Raw genomic sequence first — 18,766 nt, forward strand, 5'->3', positions numbered from 1 at the left:
GTGAACCTCGTCGACCCGATGAAGGACTACCTCTCCCGCATCGGGCGCACCGCGCTGCTCACCGCCGAGCAGGAGGTCGACCTGGCCAAGCGCATCGAGGCCGGCCTGTTCGCCCGCGCGCGCCTCGACGCACTAGGCGACGAGCTCAGCCTCCAGGACCGCAGGGACCTGGAATGGATCGCCGCCGACGGAAGCCGCGCCAAGACGCACATGGTCGAGGCGAACCTCCGCCTCGTCGTGTCGCTCGCCAAGCGCTACATGGGCCACGGCCTGCCGCTCAACGACCTCGTCCAGGAGGGCAACCTCGGGCTCATCCGCGCCGTCGAGAAGTTCGAGTACCGCCGCGGCCTGAAGTTCTCCACCTACGCCGTCTGGTGGATCAAGCAGGCGATCAGCCGGGCGCTGGCCGACCAGAGCCGCACGATCCGCATCCCCGTGCACGTCGTCGAGGTGCTCAACCGGATGACGCGGGTCCGGCGGCGGATGCTGCAGGACCTCGGCCGCGAGCCGACGTCGCGGGAGCTCGCCGTCGAGCTCGACGTCACCGTGGAGAAGGTCGAGTGGCTGCGCCGGCAGGCCCGCGAGCCGCTGTCGCTGCACACCCCCCTCGGTGAGGACGGCGACGGCGAACTCGGCGACGTCATCGAGGACCCGGACGGCGGCGACCCCGCCGACGTCGTCGCGTCCTCGATGCTGCGCGGGCGCCTCGACGCGGTGCTGGAGACGCTCACCGAACGGGAGGCGGGCGTGATCTCGATGCGGTTCGGCCTGTCCGGCGGCGAACCCAAGACCCTCGAAGAGGTCGGCAAGGTCTACGGGGTGACGCGCGAGCGCATCCGGCAGATCGAGTCGAAGGGGATGCACAAGCTGCGTCACCCGTCCCGCCGGGAGACCCTCGCCGACCTGCTCGGCTGACCCGCGGGCCGCCCGCCCCGCCGCGAGAACGAGACGGAGCTCATCTCGCCGCGGGATGACAACGCGGATGATCTGCGAGCAGACTCTCTCCTGACGTGTCAGACGGCTGGAGAGCAGAGGGCGATGGCGAGGCGGTTCGGACGGCGGGTGCGGCTCACGGGCGCCGTCGCGGCGCGGGGCGCGGCCGCGGGCGCCGCGGTGGTTCTGACGATGACGCTGGCCCACGCGCCGGCCGTGCCCGGCGGGACGCCCCGCGCGTTCGCCGAGCCCCTCCCGGCCGGCGCCCGCGGCCCGTCCGCCGGGCCGTTCGATCCGGCGAAGCTGCGCGTCACCCTCGACGCCACGCACGCCGCCGGCATGTACGGGGTGTTCTCGGCGGCGCGGGACGGCCGCACCACCTGGGCCGGGGCGTCCGGGGTCGCGGACGTCCGGACGGAACGTCCCGTCACGCCGAACATGCGGCAGCGGGTCGGGAGCATCACCAAGACGTTCGTCGCCACGGCGGTCCTCCAGCAGGTCGAGGAGGGCCGCATCGCCCTCGACGCACCGGTGAGCCGCTATCTGCCCCGCCTCTTCCAGGGACGGAGCGGAGAGCAGATCACGGTGCGGATGCTGCTCAACCACACCAGCGGGATCGGCGACTACGTCGGCTCGGCGTTCCCGTCGCTGAACGAGCTGTCACCCGAGAGCCTGGACGAACATCGCTTCCGCGACGTCTCGCCTGAGCAGCTCATCGAATGGGGGCTGAACGCCCCGCGCACCGGTATGCCGGGCGAGCGCTGGTCGTACTCCAACACCAACTACATCATCGCCGGGCGGCTCCTGGAGAAGGTGACCGGAACCGAGGCGGAGAAGTACATCGCCCGCAACGTCATCGGCAAGGCGGGGCTGAAGCACACGTACTTCCCGTCCGGCTCATGGGTCCAGGGGCCGCACTCACGGATGTACGAATCGCTCTACCAGCACGTGGAACCGCCCCGCGACTACAGCACCTACGACATGAGCTGGGCGTGGACGGCGGGCGCCCTGGTCTCCACCACGGCCGACCTCAACCGCTTCTACCGCGGGCTCCTCACCGGCGAGCTCATCGGCCGGGACGCGCTGGCCCAGATGAAGCGGACCGTCCCGGTGAAGAACGCGGACGGCAACGTCCTGATGAACTACGGCCTCGGGCTCTACGCGCTGAAGATGCCGTGCGGGACGTTCTGGGGCCACGACGGCGCGGTCTTCGGGGCCGGAACCCAGTCGCTGACCTCCGACGGCGGCACGCGCCAGGTCTCCTTCGCCATCAACCTGATGAAGTACCAGCAGCTCGACGCGCAGGGCGTCCCCGTCCCGCACCCGATCGACAACGCGCTCGGCGCGCACGTCGTGGAGGCGCTGTGCGGCAGCCGGGCCGCGACGCAGTCCGGCGGGCCCGAACAGGCCGTCCGGCTGCTGCCGCTCCAGTCCCTCCGCACCGGCTTCTGAGCCGCCGCGAGCGCGTCAGACCAGGTCGGACGGGTCGGTGTTGGCACCGCACAGGACGACCACGACGCGCTCGCCGGGCGACGGGCGGTAGGCGCCGGAGCGGAGGGCGGCGACCGCGGCGGCGGTCCCGTGCTCGACGGCCAGGCGGTACTCGTCCCAGACGAACCGGCGGGCCTCGACGATCGCCTCCTCGGTGACCAGGACGGGGAGGACGCCGGTTCGGGACGCGACCGCGAACGCGATGTCGCCGAGCCGGCTGGCGCCGAGGGAGTCGGCGGCGACCCCGGAGACGTCCACGCCGACGGGCCGCCCCGCGTGGAGGGCGCGTTCGAGGGTCGGGATCAGCTCGGGTTCGACGCCGGCGACGCGGGCGCGGCCGTCGAGGGCGGCGGCGACACCCGCCATCAGCCCTCCGCCGCCGACCGCCAGCAGGACGGTGTCGACCTCGCCGCCGGTCTGCTCCAGGATCTCCAGGCCGAGCGTGCCCTGGCCCGCGCACACTTCGGGCAGGTCGTAGGCGTGGCAGTACAGCGCCCCGGTGTCGGCGGCGTATTTGGCGGCGGCGTCCTGCGCCTCCGCGTACCGGGTGCCGACCTGGGTCACGGTGGCGCCGAGCGCGTGGAGCCGGGCGACCTTCACCGCGGGCGCGGTCTCCGGGACGAACACCTCGGCGGGGACGCCCGCCTGCGACGCCGCGTACGCGAACGCGAGACCGGCGTTGCCTCCGGAGGCGGCGACGATCCCGGTGTCCGGCAGCCGTCCCGAGTCCCGCGCGGCCAGGACGTGGCTGAACGCGCCGCGCGCCTTGAACGACCCGGTGTGCTGCGTCATTTCGAGTTTCAGCCACATCCGCGCGGCGGGCGCGAGCGGGGCGGGGTCGACCGCGAGCAGCGGCGTGCGGCGGACATGGTCCGCGACGCGCTTCGCGGCGGCGCTGACGTCCGAATGAACGATCACTGGATTCCTCTCCGTCTCCGGCCCTATCAGTACCAAATCACGTATGGCACCTGTCCGAGGAGGGGCGGTCTACCGGGGAACGTCACCCAGGGAGGCGGCACGGTCCAGGAGGATCTTGCGTTCGGGCTCGTTGCGGGTGAGCTTCGCGGCGTTCTCGAACTGCGCGCGGGCCTCGTCCGTCCGCCCGAGCCGGGCGAGCAGGTCGCCGCGGACGCTCGGCAGCAGGTGGTAGCCGCGCAGGGACGGCTCGTCCACCAGCGCGTCGGCGAGTTCGAGGCCCCGCTCCGGGCCGTGCGCCATGCCGACGGCCACCGCGCGGTTCAGTTCCACGATGGGGGACGGGGCGACGCCCGCGAGGATCTCGTACAGGGACGCGATCTGCGCCCAGTCGGTGTCCTCGGCGGCGGGCGCCTGCGCGTGGCAGGCGGCGATCGCGGCCTGCAGGACGTACGGCCCGGGCGGCTCGCCGATCTTCTTCGCGCGGAGCAGGGCGGCGAAGCCGCGGTGGATGAGGAGGCGGTCCCAGAGGCCGCGGTCCTGGTCGAGGAGCGGGACGGGTTCGCCGGACGGGCCCGTGCGCGCCCGGATGCGGGACGCCTGGATCTCCATCAGCGCGGCCAGGCCGTGCACCTCGGGTTCGCCGGGCGCGAGGCCGGCGAGGGTCCGGCCGAGGCGCAGCGCCTCCTGGCACAGGTCCGTCCGCACCCAGTCCTCCCCGGCGGTCGCCGTGTACCCCTCGTTGAAGATCAGGTAGATGACCTCCAGGACGGACGACAGCCGGGCGGCGCGGTCCGGGCCCTCGGGCACCTCGAACGGCACGCCCGCGTCCGACAGCGTCCGCTTCGCCCGGACGATCCGCTGCGCGACCGTCGGCTCGGACGTCAGGAACGCCCGCGCGATCTCGTCGGTGGCCAGGCCGCCGAGCATGCGCAGCGTCAGCGCGACCCTGGCCTGGGTGGACAGGACGGGGTGGCAGGCGGTGAACACGAGGCGGAGGACGTCGTCCTCGATGTGCTCGTCGTCGGGGACGTCGATCTCCGGCGGGGCCTGCGTCTCCTGGTCGCGGCCGATCTCCTCAAGTTTGTGCTCGAGGCGCTGCCGCCGGCGGATCCGGTCGATGGCGCGGCGCTTGCCGACGGCCATGAGCCAGGCGCCCGGGTTGTCCGGGACGCCCGACTCGGGCCACTGTTCGAGCGCGGCGACCAGCGCGTCCTGCGCGAGTTCCTCGGCGAGCCCGATGTCGTGCACCATCCGGGCGAGTCCGGCGATGATGCGGGCGGCCTCCAACCGCCACACCGCGTCGATGGTCGCGTGCACGCCGGATCGCCGCACGCCGGATCCGTTCGAGGCCGTCACGCTGCCGATGAGAGCACCCGCACCGGCCGCCGCGCAAGCTCAGCTCACCGGCGGCTCACGCGCCGGGCATCGGGTCCTCGGGGCCGAAGACCTGCTTGATGACGCCCGCGCCGTCCCCGACGATCTGGTAGAAGCGCTTGGACAGCTCGATCGCCTCCTCCCGGGTGCGGGTCTCGACCAGCGCGAAGCCGACGACGGCCTCCTTCGCCTCGGCGAACGGGCCGTCGGTGACGGTGACCTTGCCGCCGGACGAGGTGATGCGGGCGCCGCCCGGCTCCAGCCCGCCGGTGGCCAGCAGCGCGCCGGACTTGGACATCTCCTCGATGAACCTGCCCATCTCGATCTGCATCGCCTCGTCCGGCGGGCCCTGGTCCGCGCCGGTGTCGGTCGTCATCATCAGGAAGCGCATCGGTGTCTCCTCTGTCTCGTCCGGGCCGGTCTCTCCGGCCCTTCACAGACGCGTCGAAGAAGGGGGGACCGGATCGACATTCCCTCCGGACTTCTTCGGAAAATTTTCCGGCCTCGTATCGTGCCAGGTCACCGGGGTGCCGACGGAACATGGTCGACACATCCGCCCAGATCACCGCGAACTGAACAATCCGCTTCGGTGGGCAAGTGGACGTCTTACGAGTAACTTCGTCCCGTAGAAAGGTTTTTGCGCGTCCGAGGAGGCGGTCCCCGTGGGAGATTCGGCACCGGGCGGCGGCGTGCCGTCCGAGCCCCAGATCGACAACGCGATTCCGCAGTCCGCGCGCATCTGGAACTACTGGCTGGGCGGCAAGGACAACTACCCCGTCGACCAGGCGGCCGGAGACCAGTTCGTCGGCGTCTACCCGCAGATCGTGGACATCGCCCGGCACTCCAGGGCCTTCCTGTCCCGGGCCGTACGGTACATGGCGGGGGAGGTCGGCATCCGCCAGTTCCTCGACATCGGCACCGGCCTGCCGACCGTCGACAACACCCACGAGGTGGCGCAGCGCGTCGCGCCCGACGCCCGCATCGTGTACGTCGACAACGACCCCCTCGTCCTCGCGCACGCCCGCGCGCTGCTGACCAGCCGCCCCGAGGGCGCCACCAGCTACATCGACGCCGACCTGCGCGACCCCGGGCGGATCATCGCCGAGGCCGGGCGGACGCTCGACCTCGACCGTCCCGTCGCGCTGATGCTCCTGAACATCCTCGGCCACATCCCGGACTACGACACGGCGCGCTCGATCGTCGCGCAGCTGGTCGGCGCGCTGCCCCCGGGGAGCCACCTGGCCGTCGCCGACAGCACCGACGTCTTCACCGGCGACACGTTCCACAGCGCGATCAAGATGTGGAACGAGGCGAGCGAGACCCCCTACCACCTGCGCACGCCCGAGCTGATCGCCGGGTACTTCGAGGGCCTGGAGATCCTGGAGCCGGGCGTCGTGCCGGTGTCGCGGTGGCGGGTGGAGCCGGGGCCGTTCGGCGAGCCGGACGAGGTCGACGAGTTCTGTGCCGTCGGGCGCAAGGCATGAGCGCGGGCGAACCCCCGGACGAACCGGCCCCGGTCGTCCCCGCGCAGCGGGACCGGACGTCGGGCCCGACCGTGCTGCGGATGCTCGTCGGCGCGCAGCTGCGCCGGTTCCGGGAGGCCGCCGGGATCTCCACCGAGGACGCCGGGTACGAGATCCGCGCCTCCCACTCCAAGATCAGCCGGATGGAGCTGGGCCGCGTCGGCTTCAAGGAACGCGACGTCGCCGACCTGCTGACCCATTACGGCGTGACCGCCCCGGACCTCCGCGAGCCGCTGCTGGAGCTGGCCGAGGCCGCGAACGTCCCCGGCTGGTGGCAGGAGTACGGCGACGTGGTGCCCTCCTGGTTCGAGCCCTATCTGGGGCTGGAGCAGGGCGCCGTCGTCGTCCGCGTGTACGAGGTCCAGGACGTCCCGGAGCTCCTGCAGACCGCCGGCTACGCCCGTGCGCTGCTCGCCGCCCGGTACCCGGAGGCGACGCAGGACGAGATCGAGCGGCGGGTCGAGCTGCGGATGCAGCGCCGCCGCGTGTTCGAGCGTCCCGACCCGCTGAAGCTCTGGGCGGTCCTCGACGAGGCGGCGCTGCGCCGCCTGGTCGGCGGCGCCGAGACGATGCGCGAGCAGATCCGGCACCTGATCGAGATGGCGGAGCGCCCGAACGTCTCCCTCCAGATCCTGCCGTTCGCCACCGGCGGCCACGCGGCCGAGGGCGGCCCGATGACGCTGCTGCGGTTCGCCGAGCCCGAACTGCCCGACGTGGTCTACCTGGAGCAGCTCACCAGCGCGATGTATCCGGACAGGCCGTCCGACCTCATCCGCTACCGGGACGTTCTGAACCGGCTCGGCGTCCAGGCGGAGCCGCCGGTCCGCACGCTCGCCCTCCTGCGGAGCATCTGCGACCAGCTCGGCCGGCTCGGTCAGCTCGACCGGCTCGGCTGAAGCACACGGGGAAGGGCCCCGGCGCCATGGCCAGGGCCCTGCCCGCTTCCGCCCTCTCCCGCCCGTCCGCCCCCCTTCGAGGTGCGATGGTCTACTTCGCGGTGGGACGGTAGGTCGCGATGATGACGCCGGTGCCGAGCGTCCTGGTGTCCGCCAGCTCGAACGACGCCGTGAAGTCCTTGGGCGCGAGCAGCTCGCTCAGGTCGGCCGGGCCGACGATCACCGGGTGGATCCACAGGCGCAGCTCGTCCAGCAGCCCGTTCTCGACGAGCGTCCGCGACACCGCGCCGAAGCCGTACTGCAGGATGTCCTGGCCGTCCTGCTCCTTCAGCCTGCCGATCTCGGCGACGGCGTCCGACCGCCGGATCGCCGTGGTGTCGCCCCAGCCGGGCTTCTGCAGGGAGTCGGAGATGACGTAGTGGGGCAGGCTGTTCATCCGGACGCCGAAGTCGCCGGTCGCCTCCTCCATGGCGGGCCACGCCTGCGAGAAGCCGTCGAACGTCGTACGGCCCATCAGCAGGGCGTCGCAGGAGAACAGCAGCTCGCGGGCGTAGGCGGCGGCCTCGTCCTGAAAGTAGGCCGAGGTCCAGTTCTGCGGGTTCTCGATGACGCCGTCGAGCGAGACGTACGTCGAGTTGATGATCTTGCGCATGGTTTTCCTCCGTCGGTTCGATCGTGCGCTTTCCGGCTTGCTGGAACCACTGTGCGGCAGAGCGTTTACGGCATTCTTACGGCTGCTTTCCGGGCGGCGCCGTCACTTGCCGCGGCTAGGGTCGGAGTGTGCGTTTCGGGGTGCTTGGGGCGCTCGCCGTGTGGACCGACGACGGCGGGCTGGTCGCGGTGCCCGGGCTGAAGGTCCGGGCGCTGCTGGCGGACCTGCTGGTGAGCGAGGGCCGCCCGGTGCCCGCCGACCGGCTGATCGACGACCTGTGGGGCGAGGATCTGCCCGGGAACCCGATGGGGGCGCTGTCGGCGAAGGTGTCGCAGCTGCGGCGCGTGCTGGAGGACGCGGAGCCGGGCGCGCGGGCGCTGGTGGAGTCGCGTCCGGCCGGATATCTGCTGGGCGCCGGCGGCGAGCGGGTGGACGCCCGGCGCTTCCGGCGGCTGGTGGACGACGCGCGCCAGGCCGCGGAGCCGAAGGAACGGGCGGCGCTGCTCGCCGAGGCGCTGGGCCTGTGGCGCGGGCCGGCGTTCGCCGACTTCGCGGACGAGCCGTTCGCGCGGCCGGCGATCGCGCGGCTGGAGGAGCTGCGGCTGACCGCGCTGGAGGAGCATGCCGAGGTGCGGCTCGACCTGGGAGAGCACGGGGTCCTGGCGGGGGAGCTCGGTGACGCGGTCGGCGCGCATCCCCTGCGTGAACGCCTGCGGGCCGCGCACATGCGGGCGCTCTACCGGGCGGGGCGGCAGAACGAGGCGCTGGAGAGCTACGAGCGCTACCGGGCGCTGCTGGCGGACGAGCTGGGCCTCGATCCCGGGTCCGGGCTCGCCGATCTCCAGCGGGCGATCCTGCGGCAGGACCCGGGCCTGGACGCGCCCGCCGCACCGCCGTCCCCGCCGCCGTCCGCGCGGCGGTCGAACCTGCCCGTCCCGCCGACGGAGCTGATCGGGCGCGGCGACGCCGTCAGGGAGGTCCGCGCGCGGATCGGCACCGACCGGCTCGTGACCCTCACCGGGCCCGGCGGGGTCGGCAAGACGCGGCTCGGGGTGGAGACGGCGGCGGGGCTGGTGGACCGGTTCGGCGACGGCGTGTGGATGGCGGAGCTGGCGGGGTTCGAGCGGGCCGGCGTCCCCGACCTGGCGGTGGTCGTGACGGGCATCCTCGACATCCGGGACGCGCCCGGCGCCCCGGAGGCGGCCCTCGACCGGCTCGCGGCGGCGCTGGGCGCCCGCCGGCTGCTGCTCGTGCTGGACAACTGCGAGCACGTGATCGAGCAGGCCGCGGAGCTGGTGGAGCGGCTGCTGCGCGGCGTGCCGGGGATCCGGGTGCTGGCCACGAGCCGGGAGCCGCTCGGGCTGCCCGGCGAGGTGGTGTGGGCCGTCCCCCCGCTGGACGTTCCGGGCCGCGACGACGATCCCGCGGGGGCGAGCGCGGTCCGGCTGTTCGCGGCGCGGGCGGAGGCGGCGTCGCGGGGTTTCCGCCTGGACGCGGAGACGGCGGGGCCGGTCGGGGAGGTGTGCCGCCGCCTGGACGGGATCCCGCTCGCCCTGGAACTGGCCGCGACCAAGGTGCGGACGCTCGGCGTGGAGGGGCTGGTCGACCGGCTCGACGACCGGTTCCGGCTGCTGTCGTCCGGGCACCGGGGCGCCCCGGCCCGGCAGCGGACGCTCACCGCGATGATCGACTGGAGCTGGGATCTGCTGACCGGGCCGGAGCGGGCCGTCCTGCGGCGCCTGTCGGTGCACGCCGACGGCTGCGCGGCGGAGTCGGCCGAGGCGGTGTGCGCGGGGGAGGACGTCCCCGAGGCGGAGGTTCTGGACCTGCTGGTCCGGCTGGTCGACCGCTCGCTGGTCGTCATGACGGAACGTCCGGGTGAGGGGCCCAGGTACCGGCTGCTGGAGTCGGTCGCCGCCTACGCCGCCGAACGGCTGGCCGAGGCGGGGGAGGTCCAGCGGACACGCGCCGGGCACAGCCGCCACTACGTCGAGTTGGCCGAACGCGCCGAACGTCACCTGTACGGGCCCGACCAGGCGCGCTGGCTGCGGAGGCTCGACACCGAATCGGCGAATCTCCGCGTCGCGCTCGACGCCGCCACGGGCGAGGACGCGTTGCGGCTGGCCAACGCGCTCGCCTGGTACTGGTTCCTGCGCGGCAGGCTGACCGAGGCGCTGCGCTCTCTGGACGCCGCGCTCGCCCATGACGGTTCACCCGCCGTGCGTGCCAGGACGCTGACGTGGCGCGCGGGCCTGTCCGTCCTGAAGGACGCCTCCGGTGACTGGAGGGAGTCGCGGGACGAGGCCCTCCGGCTCGTGGACGAGGCGGGGGACGAGCGCCTGCGGGCCTGGGCGCGGTGGTTCCTGATGTACGCCCAGGTCGAGCTGGACGACGTCGGGGCGGGCGCGGCATCGGTGGAGGAGGCGCTGGACGCGTTCCGCGCGTCCGGTGATCGCTGGGGCGAGGCGGCCGCGCTCATCCTGCGGGCGCAGCACGCCCACGCCCACGGCGACCCGGCCGCGCTGGAACGCGACGCCGAGCGGGCCGCCGCACTGTTCGCCGAGGTCGGGGACCGCTGGGGCCGGCTGCAGGCGGTGGAGTGGCTCGGCGCGCTGGCCGAACTGACCGGCGACTACGACCGCGCCGAACGGCTGCAGCACGACGGCCAGCGGATGGCCGAGGAACTGCACCTGTGGCCGGACGTCGCCGTCCGGATGGCCTGGCGCGGCTGGATCGCCTACCTGCGATGCGACCACGCGTCCGCCCGCCGCCTGTTCGGCCGCGCGCACCGGGTGGCCGTGGAGCAGGGTTTCGCGCAGGCCGTGATGTTCGCCGACATCGGCCTCGCCCTGGTGGCACAGCGCGAAGGCCGTCTCGACGACGCCGAGGACCGCCTGCACCGCCTGATGGCGACCGCCTCCCCGGAGGAGTTCCCGCCGCTCTACCTGACCCTCGTCCAGACCGGCCTCGGCCGCGTGGCCGAGGCGCGCGGGGACGCGGCGGGCGCGCTCACCTGCCACCGGGACGCGCTGGCCGTCGCGATCCGCCTGGAGGCGCCGCGCGACCTGGCGGGCTCCCTGGAAGGGCTGGCCGGTGCTCTGGGCCTGGCCGGCCGCACCGAGGACGCGGCGCACGCACTCGGCAAGGCGGCGGCCATCCGCGCGTCGGCGGGTCTGCCCGCGGGGCCGGCCGAACAGGAGGACATCGACCGCGCCACCGCGCGGATCGGGGACGCGGGCGACGCCTTCGAGGCCGGTGCCGCCCTCGATCCGGAGGAGATTCTGCGGCGCGCGGAGGCCGTCCCACCGAAAGGTGTCTCGGTGTGGCGGGTTTCAGCCGAGTAACTTGTCGCTGATTTCGAGATCATCGCGATTTGTCAAAGAATCATTACGACCCCTTGTCGCGTGACCGCACAGAGTTGATCATCACGCCATGGGGCGACGGGGGTTCATCATCGGGCGGATGGCCGGCGATCGGACGCTGGCGCTGGCCGCCTGCGCGACGGCGCTGTTCGCCACCACCGTCCTCGCGGCCCTGGTCGGCTACACCGGGCCGGTGACCCGCGAGGGGGTCCGGCGCACCCTCGCGGACGCGACGTTCGAGACGGCCGGGACGACGATCGGCACCCACGTCCGCCCCGGCGGGCTCGGCGACGTGCGGGATCAGGTCGGCCGCGCGCTCGGCCAGATCTACCGGGACGTGCCGCTGTCGGTCTCGATGAGCGTGCGCAGCGACTCGTACACGATGCCGGGGCAGGAGGACGGCGACCATCCCGAGCTGACCGCCTTCGCGACCTACACCGGGATCGAGAAGCACGCGCGCCTCACCGAGGGACGCTGGCCCGGGTCGGGAGCCGGGCCGGGTTCCGGTGAGGTGGAGGCGGCCCTGCCGCGCGCCGCGGCCGACGCCATGCGCGTCGGCGTGGACGACGCCTTCACGCTGAGGGGACGCGTCGACAAGGAGTCGGCCGTGAAGGTCCGGGTCGTCGGGCTGTTCGACGTCCCGGACCCCGCGCACTACTTCTGGCAGGGCGACCGGCTCGTCACGACCGGCGTCCAACGCCTCAACTACACGACGTACGGGCCGTTCGTGGTGCGTCCCGAGGTGTTCGCGGAGCGCTTCACCGGCACCGGCGCCGACGTCCGCTTCACCGTCCTGCCCGACCTGCGCGACGTGGGCGCCGGCGAGCTGGGCCCGCTCGCCGACCGGGTCGCCGCAGGCGAGGAGACCTTCCAGAACGCCGGGGACGGGACGCAGTTCGCCGTCGTGACGAAGCTGCCGGAGCTGGCCGGGCAACTGCGCGACGCCGTCCAGGTCGCGCGCTCCACCATGCTCATCCCGGTGATCCAGCTCGTCCTGCTGGCCGGGTGCGCGTGGCTGCTCGTCGCCCGGCTGCTGGCCGACCACCGGCGCGGCGAGGTCGCGCTGCTGCGGACCCGCGGCATGGGGATGCGGCAGCTCGCCGCCGCCGGCCTGGCCGAGGGGCTGCTGATCGTCCTGCCGGCCGCGCTGCTCGGCCCGCTGCTGGCCGGGCCCCTGCTGCGGCTCGCCGGGTTCGCCCCGGCGGTGCGCGCGTCGGGGCTGCGGCTGGACACCGGGCCGTCCGGGTCGCTGTGGATCGTCTCGGTGCTGACGGCACTGGCCTGCGCGGCCGTCCTGACGATCCCGACCCTGCGCGGCGCGAACCGCACGTTCGTGGAGGCGCAGGCCGGACTCGGCCGCCCCGCGCGGGGCGGGATGCGCGGATCGGGCATCGACCTGGCGCTGCTCCTCGTCGCGGGCCTCGCGATCTGGCAGCTCACCCGGTACGGGGTGGACGGCGCGGGCGGCGGTCCGGGCGGCGGTCCGGGCGGTGTGGACCCGTTCATCGTGTCCGGCCCGGCGCTGGCGCTGCTCGCCGGCGGGGTGCTGCTGCTCCGGGCGGTGCCGCTGGTGTCGCGCGCCGCCGAACGGGTCGCGACGCGGGGGCGGGGGCTGGTGCCCGTCCTCGGCACCCGCCAGGTCGGCCGCCGGCGCCTGCGCTACACCGGTCCGGTGCTGCTGCTGGTCATGGCGATGGCGGTCGGGATCCTCTCGGTGACGACGATGGCGACCTGGCGCCAGTCCCACATCGACCAGGCGGACTTCCAGAGCGGGTCCGACCTGCGGCTCGTCCCCTCGGCGCGCGACGGGGGCCCGGCGCCGCTCGGGCAGGGCGGGCGGTTCGCGGCGTTGCCCGGCGTCACGTCCGCGACACCGGTGCTGCGCGCGGACGCCGACCTCGGCACGCAGCCCGCGGTCGTGCTCGGCGCGGACGCGGAGGCGCTCGGCCCGCTGCTGCGCGTCCAGCCGGAACTGCGGCGGGCGCTGCGGCTGGACGAGCTGGCCCGGCTGCGTCCTCCCGCGCCGGTGCTGACCGTCCCGGGACGGCCGGAGCGGCTGCTGTTCGACCTGCGGCTCAGCCGCGCGGGACCGGCGCCGGGTGACCTGCGGCCACCGGACGGCCCGGCCTACAAGATCGCCGTGACGATCGTGGACGGGCAGGGGCTGGCCCGCAGGGTGACCCTTCCCGGGATCGCCCCCGACGGCGCCGAGCACACCGTCACGGTGGACGACCTCGCCGGGCCGGGCGGCGCGCTGTCCTACCCGCTGGCGGTACGGAGCGTCCACTACTCCTATGACGACAACCCCATCGCGGGGCCGCTCGAACTGGAGATCCTGCGGGTGCGGGGCGACGGCACCGGGGAGGCGACCCGCCCGGCCGGTTCCCGCTGGGACGCGTTCGCCTTCCCGCCGGACCCGACGGCGCGGACCGCACCGACCATGAAGGACGCCGAGGGCACGCTCGGGAGGCTTTCCATCCCCGAGCCCAAGCTGGAGGACATCGGTTGGGGCACGAGCAGCGCCCCGCTCGGGGAGGTCGACGCGGTGCTCGGGACGTCCACGCCGCCGTCCCACGGCGTCGGGAACGCCGAACTCCAGCCGGCCGTGCCGGGCGTCATCACCGACGAGACGGCACGCCTGGCCAAGACCGGCGTGGGCGGCACCGTCACGCTGAGCACCGTCGACGGCGACCAGCCCGTCAAGGTCGTGGGAGTGGCGCCCGCGCTGCCGAGCGTGCCTCCCGGGACGCCGGGCGTCCTGGTGGACCTGCCCACGCTCACCCAGAGCCGGATCGCCGTCGGCGCGGCGAACACCGGAAGCATCGCGCCCGGGGAATGGTGGGCCTCGGCGCGGGCCGGCCGCACCGCCCCCGCCGTCCGCGCCCTCAACGGCCACCCCGCCTGGGGTGAGGTCGCCGGGGACCGCGTCGCGCTGCGCTCGCGGCTGCGGGACGCGCCGCTCGGCGCCGCGCTCCAGGGGGCGCTGGTCCTGGGGTTCGGCGCGGCGCTCGCGTTCGCCGTCATCGCGTTCGTGGTGAACGCGGCGGTGACGGCCGGCGAGCGCTCCCGCGAGTTCGCGGTGCTGCGGGCGCTCGGCGTCCATCCCCGGCAGGTCGCCGGGATGCTCGCGATCGAGCAGGCGTACCTGGTCGTGCTGGGCCTGCTGGGCGGGACGGTCCTCGGGCTGGTCGTGGCGCGGCTGGTGGTCCCGCACGTGGTGCTGAGCGTGCAGGCCGCACAGCCGTACCCGCCCGCCGAACTCGTCGTCCGATGGCCCGTGGTGCTCGGCATGCTCGCCGGGGTCGCGGTGGTGCTCGGCCTTGTGCTGGCGCCGGTGATCCGGGTGCTGCGCCGCCGGGACCTCGGCGCGGGCCTGCGTGCGGGGGAGGACCGATGAGGGGCCCGGTGATTCGGCTGGCCCGCGCGCAGTGGGCGCCGCTCGTCGCGCTGGCCGTGCTGACGGCGGTGTCCGCGCTGCTCGCCGTCGTCCTGCCGGCCAGGATCGCCGCCGGGTACGACCGCGCCGCGGCCGCGGCGGTGGGCACCGGCGCGGACGTGCTCGTGGAGGGCACGTCGGGAGGCGACACGGCGGCGCGGCTGATCCCCAACATGGCGGCGATGACGGCCAACTCCCTCGCCTGGCAGGATCTGCTTCCGGCGTCCCTGCGCGGCGTCGCCGGCGAACCGGAGCCGTCCGTCACCTCCGGCCGCATGTCGATCGCGGGGGAGGCGCCGGCTCCGCGGCTGCTCTACCTGAGCTGGGCCGAGGGCGCCATCGAGCGCGTCCGCCTCGTCGCGGGCGGTCCGCCGGTCAACCGGCCGTCCGGCACAGAGGACGAGGACACCGAGATCCAGGTCGTCGTCGCCAGGAAGTACGCCGACGCGATGGGCTACAAGCCCGGCGACCGGCTCTCCCTCAGCGAGAGGGACGTGCCCCGGCCCGTGCGGGTCCGGATCTCCGGCCTGTACGAACCGGTCAACGCCGCCGACCCGTACTGGCAGGCGCGTCCCAGCATGGTGCGGGCCACGAAGGCGTCGGTCGGCGACGGAGTCCAGGCCGATCTGGGCACCGCCCTGATGGGCGTCGGCGGTTACACGATGCTCACCCGCGACCCGGACCGGCGGCTCACCTACAGCTGGCGCTTCCCGGTCCGCCGGGACGCCGTCGACTCCGCCGACGTCACCGCCATGGCGGCCGACCTGGACGCCTACCGGTCCGCGGTGCAGGGCCGCTCCGACCTGTTCTCCTGCCAGGTGGTGACCGTGCTGGACGGGCGGCTGCGGGGGTACTCGGACCGGCTCCACACCGCCCGGTCCGTCCTGGGGCTCGCCCTCGGCGGGCTCGCCGCCGTCGCCGCCGGGGTGCTGCTGCTGGCCGCAGGGCTGCTCGGCGAACGGCTCAGGCCCGTCCTCGGGACGATGCGGGCACGCGGCGCCGCGCTGCGGCAGCTCGCCGTCCACGCCTGCGGGCTGACCGCGCTCGCCGTCGTCCCGTCCGCCGGGCTCGGGTACGCGGCGGGACGGCTGCTGGACGCGGGACCGCCGCAGACCGCATCGGTGTACGCGATCGCCGTGCCGGTCGCCGCGGTCCTGGCCCTGTCCGCCGCGATGGTCGCGCGGGAACGCGGCGGCGGCCTGGAATCGACGGCAGACCGGCGGGACGACCGCGCCGCGGCACGGCCGTCCCGGCGGCGGCTCGTCCTCGACCTCCTCCTCGTGGCCCTCGCCGTGATCGGCGCCGTGCTGCTGCGCCGGCGCGGCGGGTCCGCCGGGACCGACCCGCTGATCGCCGCCGTGCCGGTGCTGCTCGGCGCGGCGCTCGGCGTGCTCGTCCTGCGCGCCTACCCGTATCTGCTGCGCGCCGCCGGGCCCTACCTGCGCCGGCGGCGCGGGGCCGTCGCGTTCCTCGGCCTCGCCCGCGCCGCCCGGCAGAACCTCGTCGGGACGCTGCCGCTGGTCGTCCTGCTGATCGCCACCGCCGTGGCGGGCTTCGCCGCGACCGTCGACACCGCGCTGCGGGACGGGCAGGAACGCGCGTCCTGGTCCGAGGTGGGCGCCGACGCCTTCATCGAAGCCGGGCCGCTGGACGACGCCGCGCTCGACCGCATCCGTGCGGTGCGCGGTGTGACCGGGGCGGTCCCGGCCCGGGTCGTCACGAACGTGACGTCCCAGGCGAACCCGGCGCCGATGACCGTGGTCGGCGTGGACCTGGACGCCTACCGCGACCTCGCTTCCGACGTGCCCGGCATTCCGGACTCGCCCGGAGTGTGGGTCTCCGCGTCCGCCTCCCGCTTCCTCGGCTCGGGGACCGTGACGCTGAGCCGCCCCGGCCTCGAACCGCTGCGCGTCACACCGTCCGGCCGGATCGAACGCTTCCCCGGGCTGGACGCCGGCTCAGCGTTCGTCATCGTCCCGGACAAGCTGCTCGCCGGGGCGGAGGGCTTCCCGTCCGAGGTCTTCGTCGCCGGGCACGACCTGGACGCCGAAGCCCTCCGCGCCGCCGCCCCCGGCCGCGACATCCGGATGCGGCAGGTCGTCCTGGACGGCATGACCGGCACGCCGCTGGTCTCCGTCGTCCACGACACGTTCCGGGACGGCGCGCTCATCGGCGGCGCCTACGGGCTCCTCGCCGTGCTGCTCGTCCTCGTCGTGGGGGCCCGCGCCCGGGGCCGCACCGTCGCCCGCCTCCGCGCCCTCGGCCTGAGCCGCCGGCAGAGCCGCGGCCTCGCGCTCGTCGAGATCGCGCCCGTCCTCCTCTGCGCGGTCGGGGCCGGATGGACGCTCGGCCTCCTGCTGCCCGAGATCACCGGCCCCGTCGTCGACCTGCGCCCCTACACCGGGGGCTTCGCCGCCACGGCGCACGTCCCCGGCGTCCCCGCGCTGCTCGGCCTCGCCGCGGCCCTGCTGCTCGCGGCCGCCGCCGCCGTCGCCGTCGACCGCGCCTTCGACACCCGCCCCGGCACCGCCCTGAGAACGGGGGAATGATGACCAACGCACCCGACCTCGCCGAACTGGAGCGCCGGGCCGCCGAACGCGGCCCCGTCTACGGCGAGGGCGCCCACATCGTCTGCGACAACCTCGTGCGCATCTACAAGACCGACGGCGTCGAGGTCGTCGCCTTGCAGGGCCTCGACCTGCTCGTCGACCCCGGCGAGCTGGTCGCGATCGTCGGCGCGTCCGGCTCGGGGAAGTCGACGCTGCTGAACATTCTGTCCGGCCTGGACGTGCCCACCGCCGGGGTCGCCCGCGTCGCCGGCTCCGACCTGCTCACCATGGCGTCCAAGGAACGGCTGGCGTTCCGGCGCGAGCAGGTCGGGTTCATCTGGCAGCAGACGTCCCGCAACCTGCTCCCGTACCTGACGGCGGCGCAGAACGTCGAGCTGCCGATGCGGTTCGCCGGGCGGTCCCGCCGCGCCCGCGCCACCCGCGCCGCCGAACTGCTCGGCATGCTCGGCGTCGGCGACTGCGCGGGCCGCCGCCCCCACGAGCTGTCCGGCGGCCAGCAGCAGCGCATCGCGATCGCCGTCGCCGTCGCCAACGAACCCCGCGTCGTCCTCGCCGACGAACCCACCGGCGAACTCGACACCGCCACGGCCGCCGAGGTCTTCGGCGCGCTCCGCCAGGTCAACGAGGAACTCGGCACCACCACCGTCGTCGTCACCCACGACGCGCAGATCTCCGAGCACGTCGACAGGACGGTCGGCATCCGCGACGGCCGCACCAGCAGCGAGGTCCGCCGCCGCTCCGAAGGCGACGGGACCCGGACCGCCGAGGAGTACGCCGTCCTCGACCGCGTCGGCCGCGTCCAGCTCCCCGCGGCGTTCACCGAGGCCCTCGACATGCGCGACCGCGTCCGCCTCAACCTGGAGGACGACCACGTCGGCGTCTGGCCGGACCGGGAGGAAACCGAATGACCGAGCCGATGGTCGCCGTCGAGGCGCTCACCCGCACCTACCGCACCGGCAGGATCGAGGTCCCGGCCCTGCGCGGCGCGAGCTTCGAGGCCGCGCCCGGCGAACTCGTCGCCATCAAGGGCCGCTCCGGCTCGGGCAAGACGACCCTCCTCAACCTGATCGGCGGCCTGGACACCCCCGACGGCGGCACCGTCCGCGTCAACGGCCGCGACGTCGGGACACTCCCCGAGAACGACCTCCTCGCCCTCCGCCGCGACGACATCGGCTTCGTCTTCCAGTCCCACGGTCTGATCCCCGTCCTGTCCGCCGCCGAGAACGTCGAGGTGCCGCTCCGCCTCGTCCGCACCGCCCCCGCCGAACGCGACGAGCGGGTCCGCATCCTGCTCTCCCTGGTCGGCCTCGCCGACCACGCGGCCCAGCGCCCCTACGAACTCTCCGGCGGCCAGCGCCAGCGCGTGGCGATCGCCCGCGCCCTCGCCAACCGCCCCCGCCTCCTCCTGGCCGACGAACCCACCGGCCAGCTCGACTCCGAGACCGCCGCCACGATCATGCCCCTCCTCCGCGCGGTCGTCTCCAGCGAAGGCGTCACCGTCCTGGTCGCCACCCACGACCAGGCCCTCCTCACCGAAGCCGACCGAATCCTCAACCTGGAAGACGGCATAATCACAGAAACCCCCGTCCCAACCCCAGGCTGACGCCGGTC

General features: G+C 74.2%; 12 protein-coding genes and 1 pseudogene. 9 read left to right on the forward strand and 4 right to left on the reverse strand.

Going from position 1 to position 18,766, the window contains the following annotated elements; genetic code table 11:
• Positions 1 to 12: 12 nt before the first annotated feature.
• Both AB0C35_RS06625 and AB0C35_RS06630 read left to right on the forward strand, forming a co-directional pair.
• Positions 13 to 915, forward strand: a pseudogene (locus AB0C35_RS06625) (RNA polymerase sigma factor); the annotation flags it as partial.
• 123 nt (positions 916 to 1,038) lie between these two features.
• Positions 1,039 to 2,385: a serine hydrolase domain-containing protein gene (locus tag AB0C35_RS06630; protein ID WP_358451376.1), complete on the forward strand. Its 1,347-nt coding sequence runs from the start codon at positions 1,039 to 1,041 to the stop codon at positions 2,383 to 2,385.
• Positions 2,386 to 2,400: 15 nt separating this feature from the next.
• Here the strand turns inward: AB0C35_RS06630 and AB0C35_RS06635 are convergent, their stop codons facing one another.
• The 3 genes from AB0C35_RS06635 to AB0C35_RS06645 all read right to left on the reverse strand — a co-directional run bounded on the left by AB0C35_RS06635 (position 2,401) and on the right by AB0C35_RS06645 (position 5,107).
• Complete coding sequence (locus tag AB0C35_RS06635; protein ID WP_358451377.1) at positions 2,401 to 3,342, reverse strand: threonine/serine dehydratase; 942 nt, start codon at positions 3,340 to 3,342, stop codon at positions 2,401 to 2,403.
• 69 nt (positions 3,343 to 3,411) lie between these two features.
• Positions 3,412 to 4,698: an RNA polymerase sigma factor gene (locus AB0C35_RS06640; protein ID WP_358451379.1), complete on the reverse strand. Its 1,287-nt coding sequence runs from the start codon at positions 4,696 to 4,698 to the stop codon at positions 3,412 to 3,414.
• A 55-nt stretch (positions 4,699 to 4,753) separates the two neighbouring features.
• Positions 4,754 to 5,107, reverse strand: a complete 354-nt coding sequence (locus tag AB0C35_RS06645; RefSeq protein WP_358451381.1) for a YciI family protein — start codon at positions 5,105 to 5,107, stop codon at positions 4,754 to 4,756.
• A 271-nt stretch (positions 5,108 to 5,378) separates the two neighbouring features.
• On the opposite strand from AB0C35_RS06645, the gene AB0C35_RS06650 reads away from it, so the two are divergent.
• Positions 5,379 to 6,200: an SAM-dependent methyltransferase gene (locus AB0C35_RS06650; RefSeq protein WP_358451383.1), complete on the forward strand. Its 822-nt coding sequence runs from the start codon at positions 5,379 to 5,381 to the stop codon at positions 6,198 to 6,200.
• An 80-nt stretch (positions 6,201 to 6,280) separates the two neighbouring features.
• On the forward strand, positions 6,281 to 7,135 hold the full coding sequence (locus AB0C35_RS06655; protein ID WP_358451831.1) for a helix-turn-helix transcriptional regulator: 855 nt from the start codon (positions 6,281 to 6,283) through the stop codon (positions 7,133 to 7,135).
• A gap of 91 nt (positions 7,136 to 7,226) precedes the next feature.
• Here the strand turns inward: AB0C35_RS06655 and AB0C35_RS06660 are convergent, their stop codons facing one another.
• A complete protein-coding gene (locus AB0C35_RS06660) occupies positions 7,227 to 7,787 on the reverse strand; it encodes a dihydrofolate reductase family protein (protein ID WP_358451385.1) in 561 nt (186 codons plus the stop codon).
• A 128-nt stretch (positions 7,788 to 7,915) separates the two neighbouring features.
• On the opposite strand from AB0C35_RS06660, the gene AB0C35_RS06665 reads away from it, so the two are divergent.
• The 5 genes from AB0C35_RS06665 to AB0C35_RS06685 all read left to right on the forward strand — a co-directional run bounded on the left by AB0C35_RS06665 (position 7,916) and on the right by AB0C35_RS06685 (position 18,758).
• The gene (locus AB0C35_RS06665; protein ID WP_358451387.1) at positions 7,916 to 11,131 is read left to right on the forward strand and encodes a BTAD domain-containing putative transcriptional regulator; all 3,216 of its coding nucleotides are present in this window, start codon (positions 7,916 to 7,918) and stop codon (positions 11,129 to 11,131) included.
• A 118-nt stretch (positions 11,132 to 11,249) separates the two neighbouring features.
• Complete coding sequence (locus AB0C35_RS06670; protein WP_358451389.1) at positions 11,250 to 14,546, forward strand: FtsX-like permease family protein; 3,297 nt, start codon at positions 11,250 to 11,252, stop codon at positions 14,544 to 14,546.
• Positions 14,543 to 17,134, forward strand: a complete 2,592-nt coding sequence (locus AB0C35_RS06675) for an FtsX-like permease family protein (RefSeq protein ID WP_358451391.1) — start codon at positions 14,543 to 14,545, stop codon at positions 17,132 to 17,134. The genes AB0C35_RS06670 and AB0C35_RS06675 overlap by 4 nt, the downstream gene beginning before the upstream one ends.
• A complete protein-coding gene (locus AB0C35_RS06680; protein ID WP_358451392.1) occupies positions 17,134 to 18,063 on the forward strand; it encodes an ABC transporter ATP-binding protein in 930 nt (309 codons plus the stop codon). Before AB0C35_RS06675 ends, AB0C35_RS06680 begins: the two co-directional genes overlap by 1 nt.
• On the forward strand, positions 18,060 to 18,758 hold the full coding sequence (locus AB0C35_RS06685) for an ABC transporter ATP-binding protein (RefSeq protein WP_358451394.1): 699 nt from the start codon (positions 18,060 to 18,062) through the stop codon (positions 18,756 to 18,758). The genes AB0C35_RS06680 and AB0C35_RS06685 overlap by 4 nt, the downstream gene beginning before the upstream one ends.
• Positions 18,759 to 18,766: the final 8 nt, after the last annotated feature.

Source organism: Spirillospora sp. NPDC048819 (assembly GCF_040650055.1).
In the GTDB taxonomy this organism is placed as follows: Bacteria; Actinomycetota; Actinomycetes; order Streptosporangiales; family Streptosporangiaceae; genus Spirillospora.

Excerpts from the sequence above, each read along its gene's own strand:
- AB0C35_RS06630 (WP_358451376.1), top strand. The coding sequence starts at position 1,039 with ATGGCGAGGCGGTTCGGACGGCGGGTGCGGCTCACGGGCGCCGTCGCG.
- AB0C35_RS06660 (WP_358451385.1), bottom strand. The coding sequence starts at position 7,787 with ATGCGCAAGATCATCAACTCGACGTACGTCTCGCTCGACGGCGTCATC.
- AB0C35_RS06670 (WP_358451389.1), top strand. The coding sequence starts at position 11,250 with ATGGCCGGCGATCGGACGCTGGCGCTGGCCGCCTGCGCGACGGCGCTG.
- AB0C35_RS06655 (WP_358451831.1), top strand. The coding sequence starts at position 6,281 with ATGCTCGTCGGCGCGCAGCTGCGCCGGTTCCGGGAGGCCGCCGGGATC.
- AB0C35_RS06645 (WP_358451381.1), bottom strand. The coding sequence starts at position 5,107 with ATGCGCTTCCTGATGATGACGACCGACACCGGCGCGGACCAGGGCCCG.
- AB0C35_RS06680 (WP_358451392.1), top strand. The coding sequence starts at position 17,134 with ATGACCAACGCACCCGACCTCGCCGAACTGGAGCGCCGGGCCGCCGAA.
- AB0C35_RS06685 (WP_358451394.1), top strand. The coding sequence starts at position 18,060 with ATGACCGAGCCGATGGTCGCCGTCGAGGCGCTCACCCGCACCTACCGC.
- AB0C35_RS06675 (WP_358451391.1), top strand. The coding sequence starts at position 14,543 with ATGAGGGGCCCGGTGATTCGGCTGGCCCGCGCGCAGTGGGCGCCGCTC.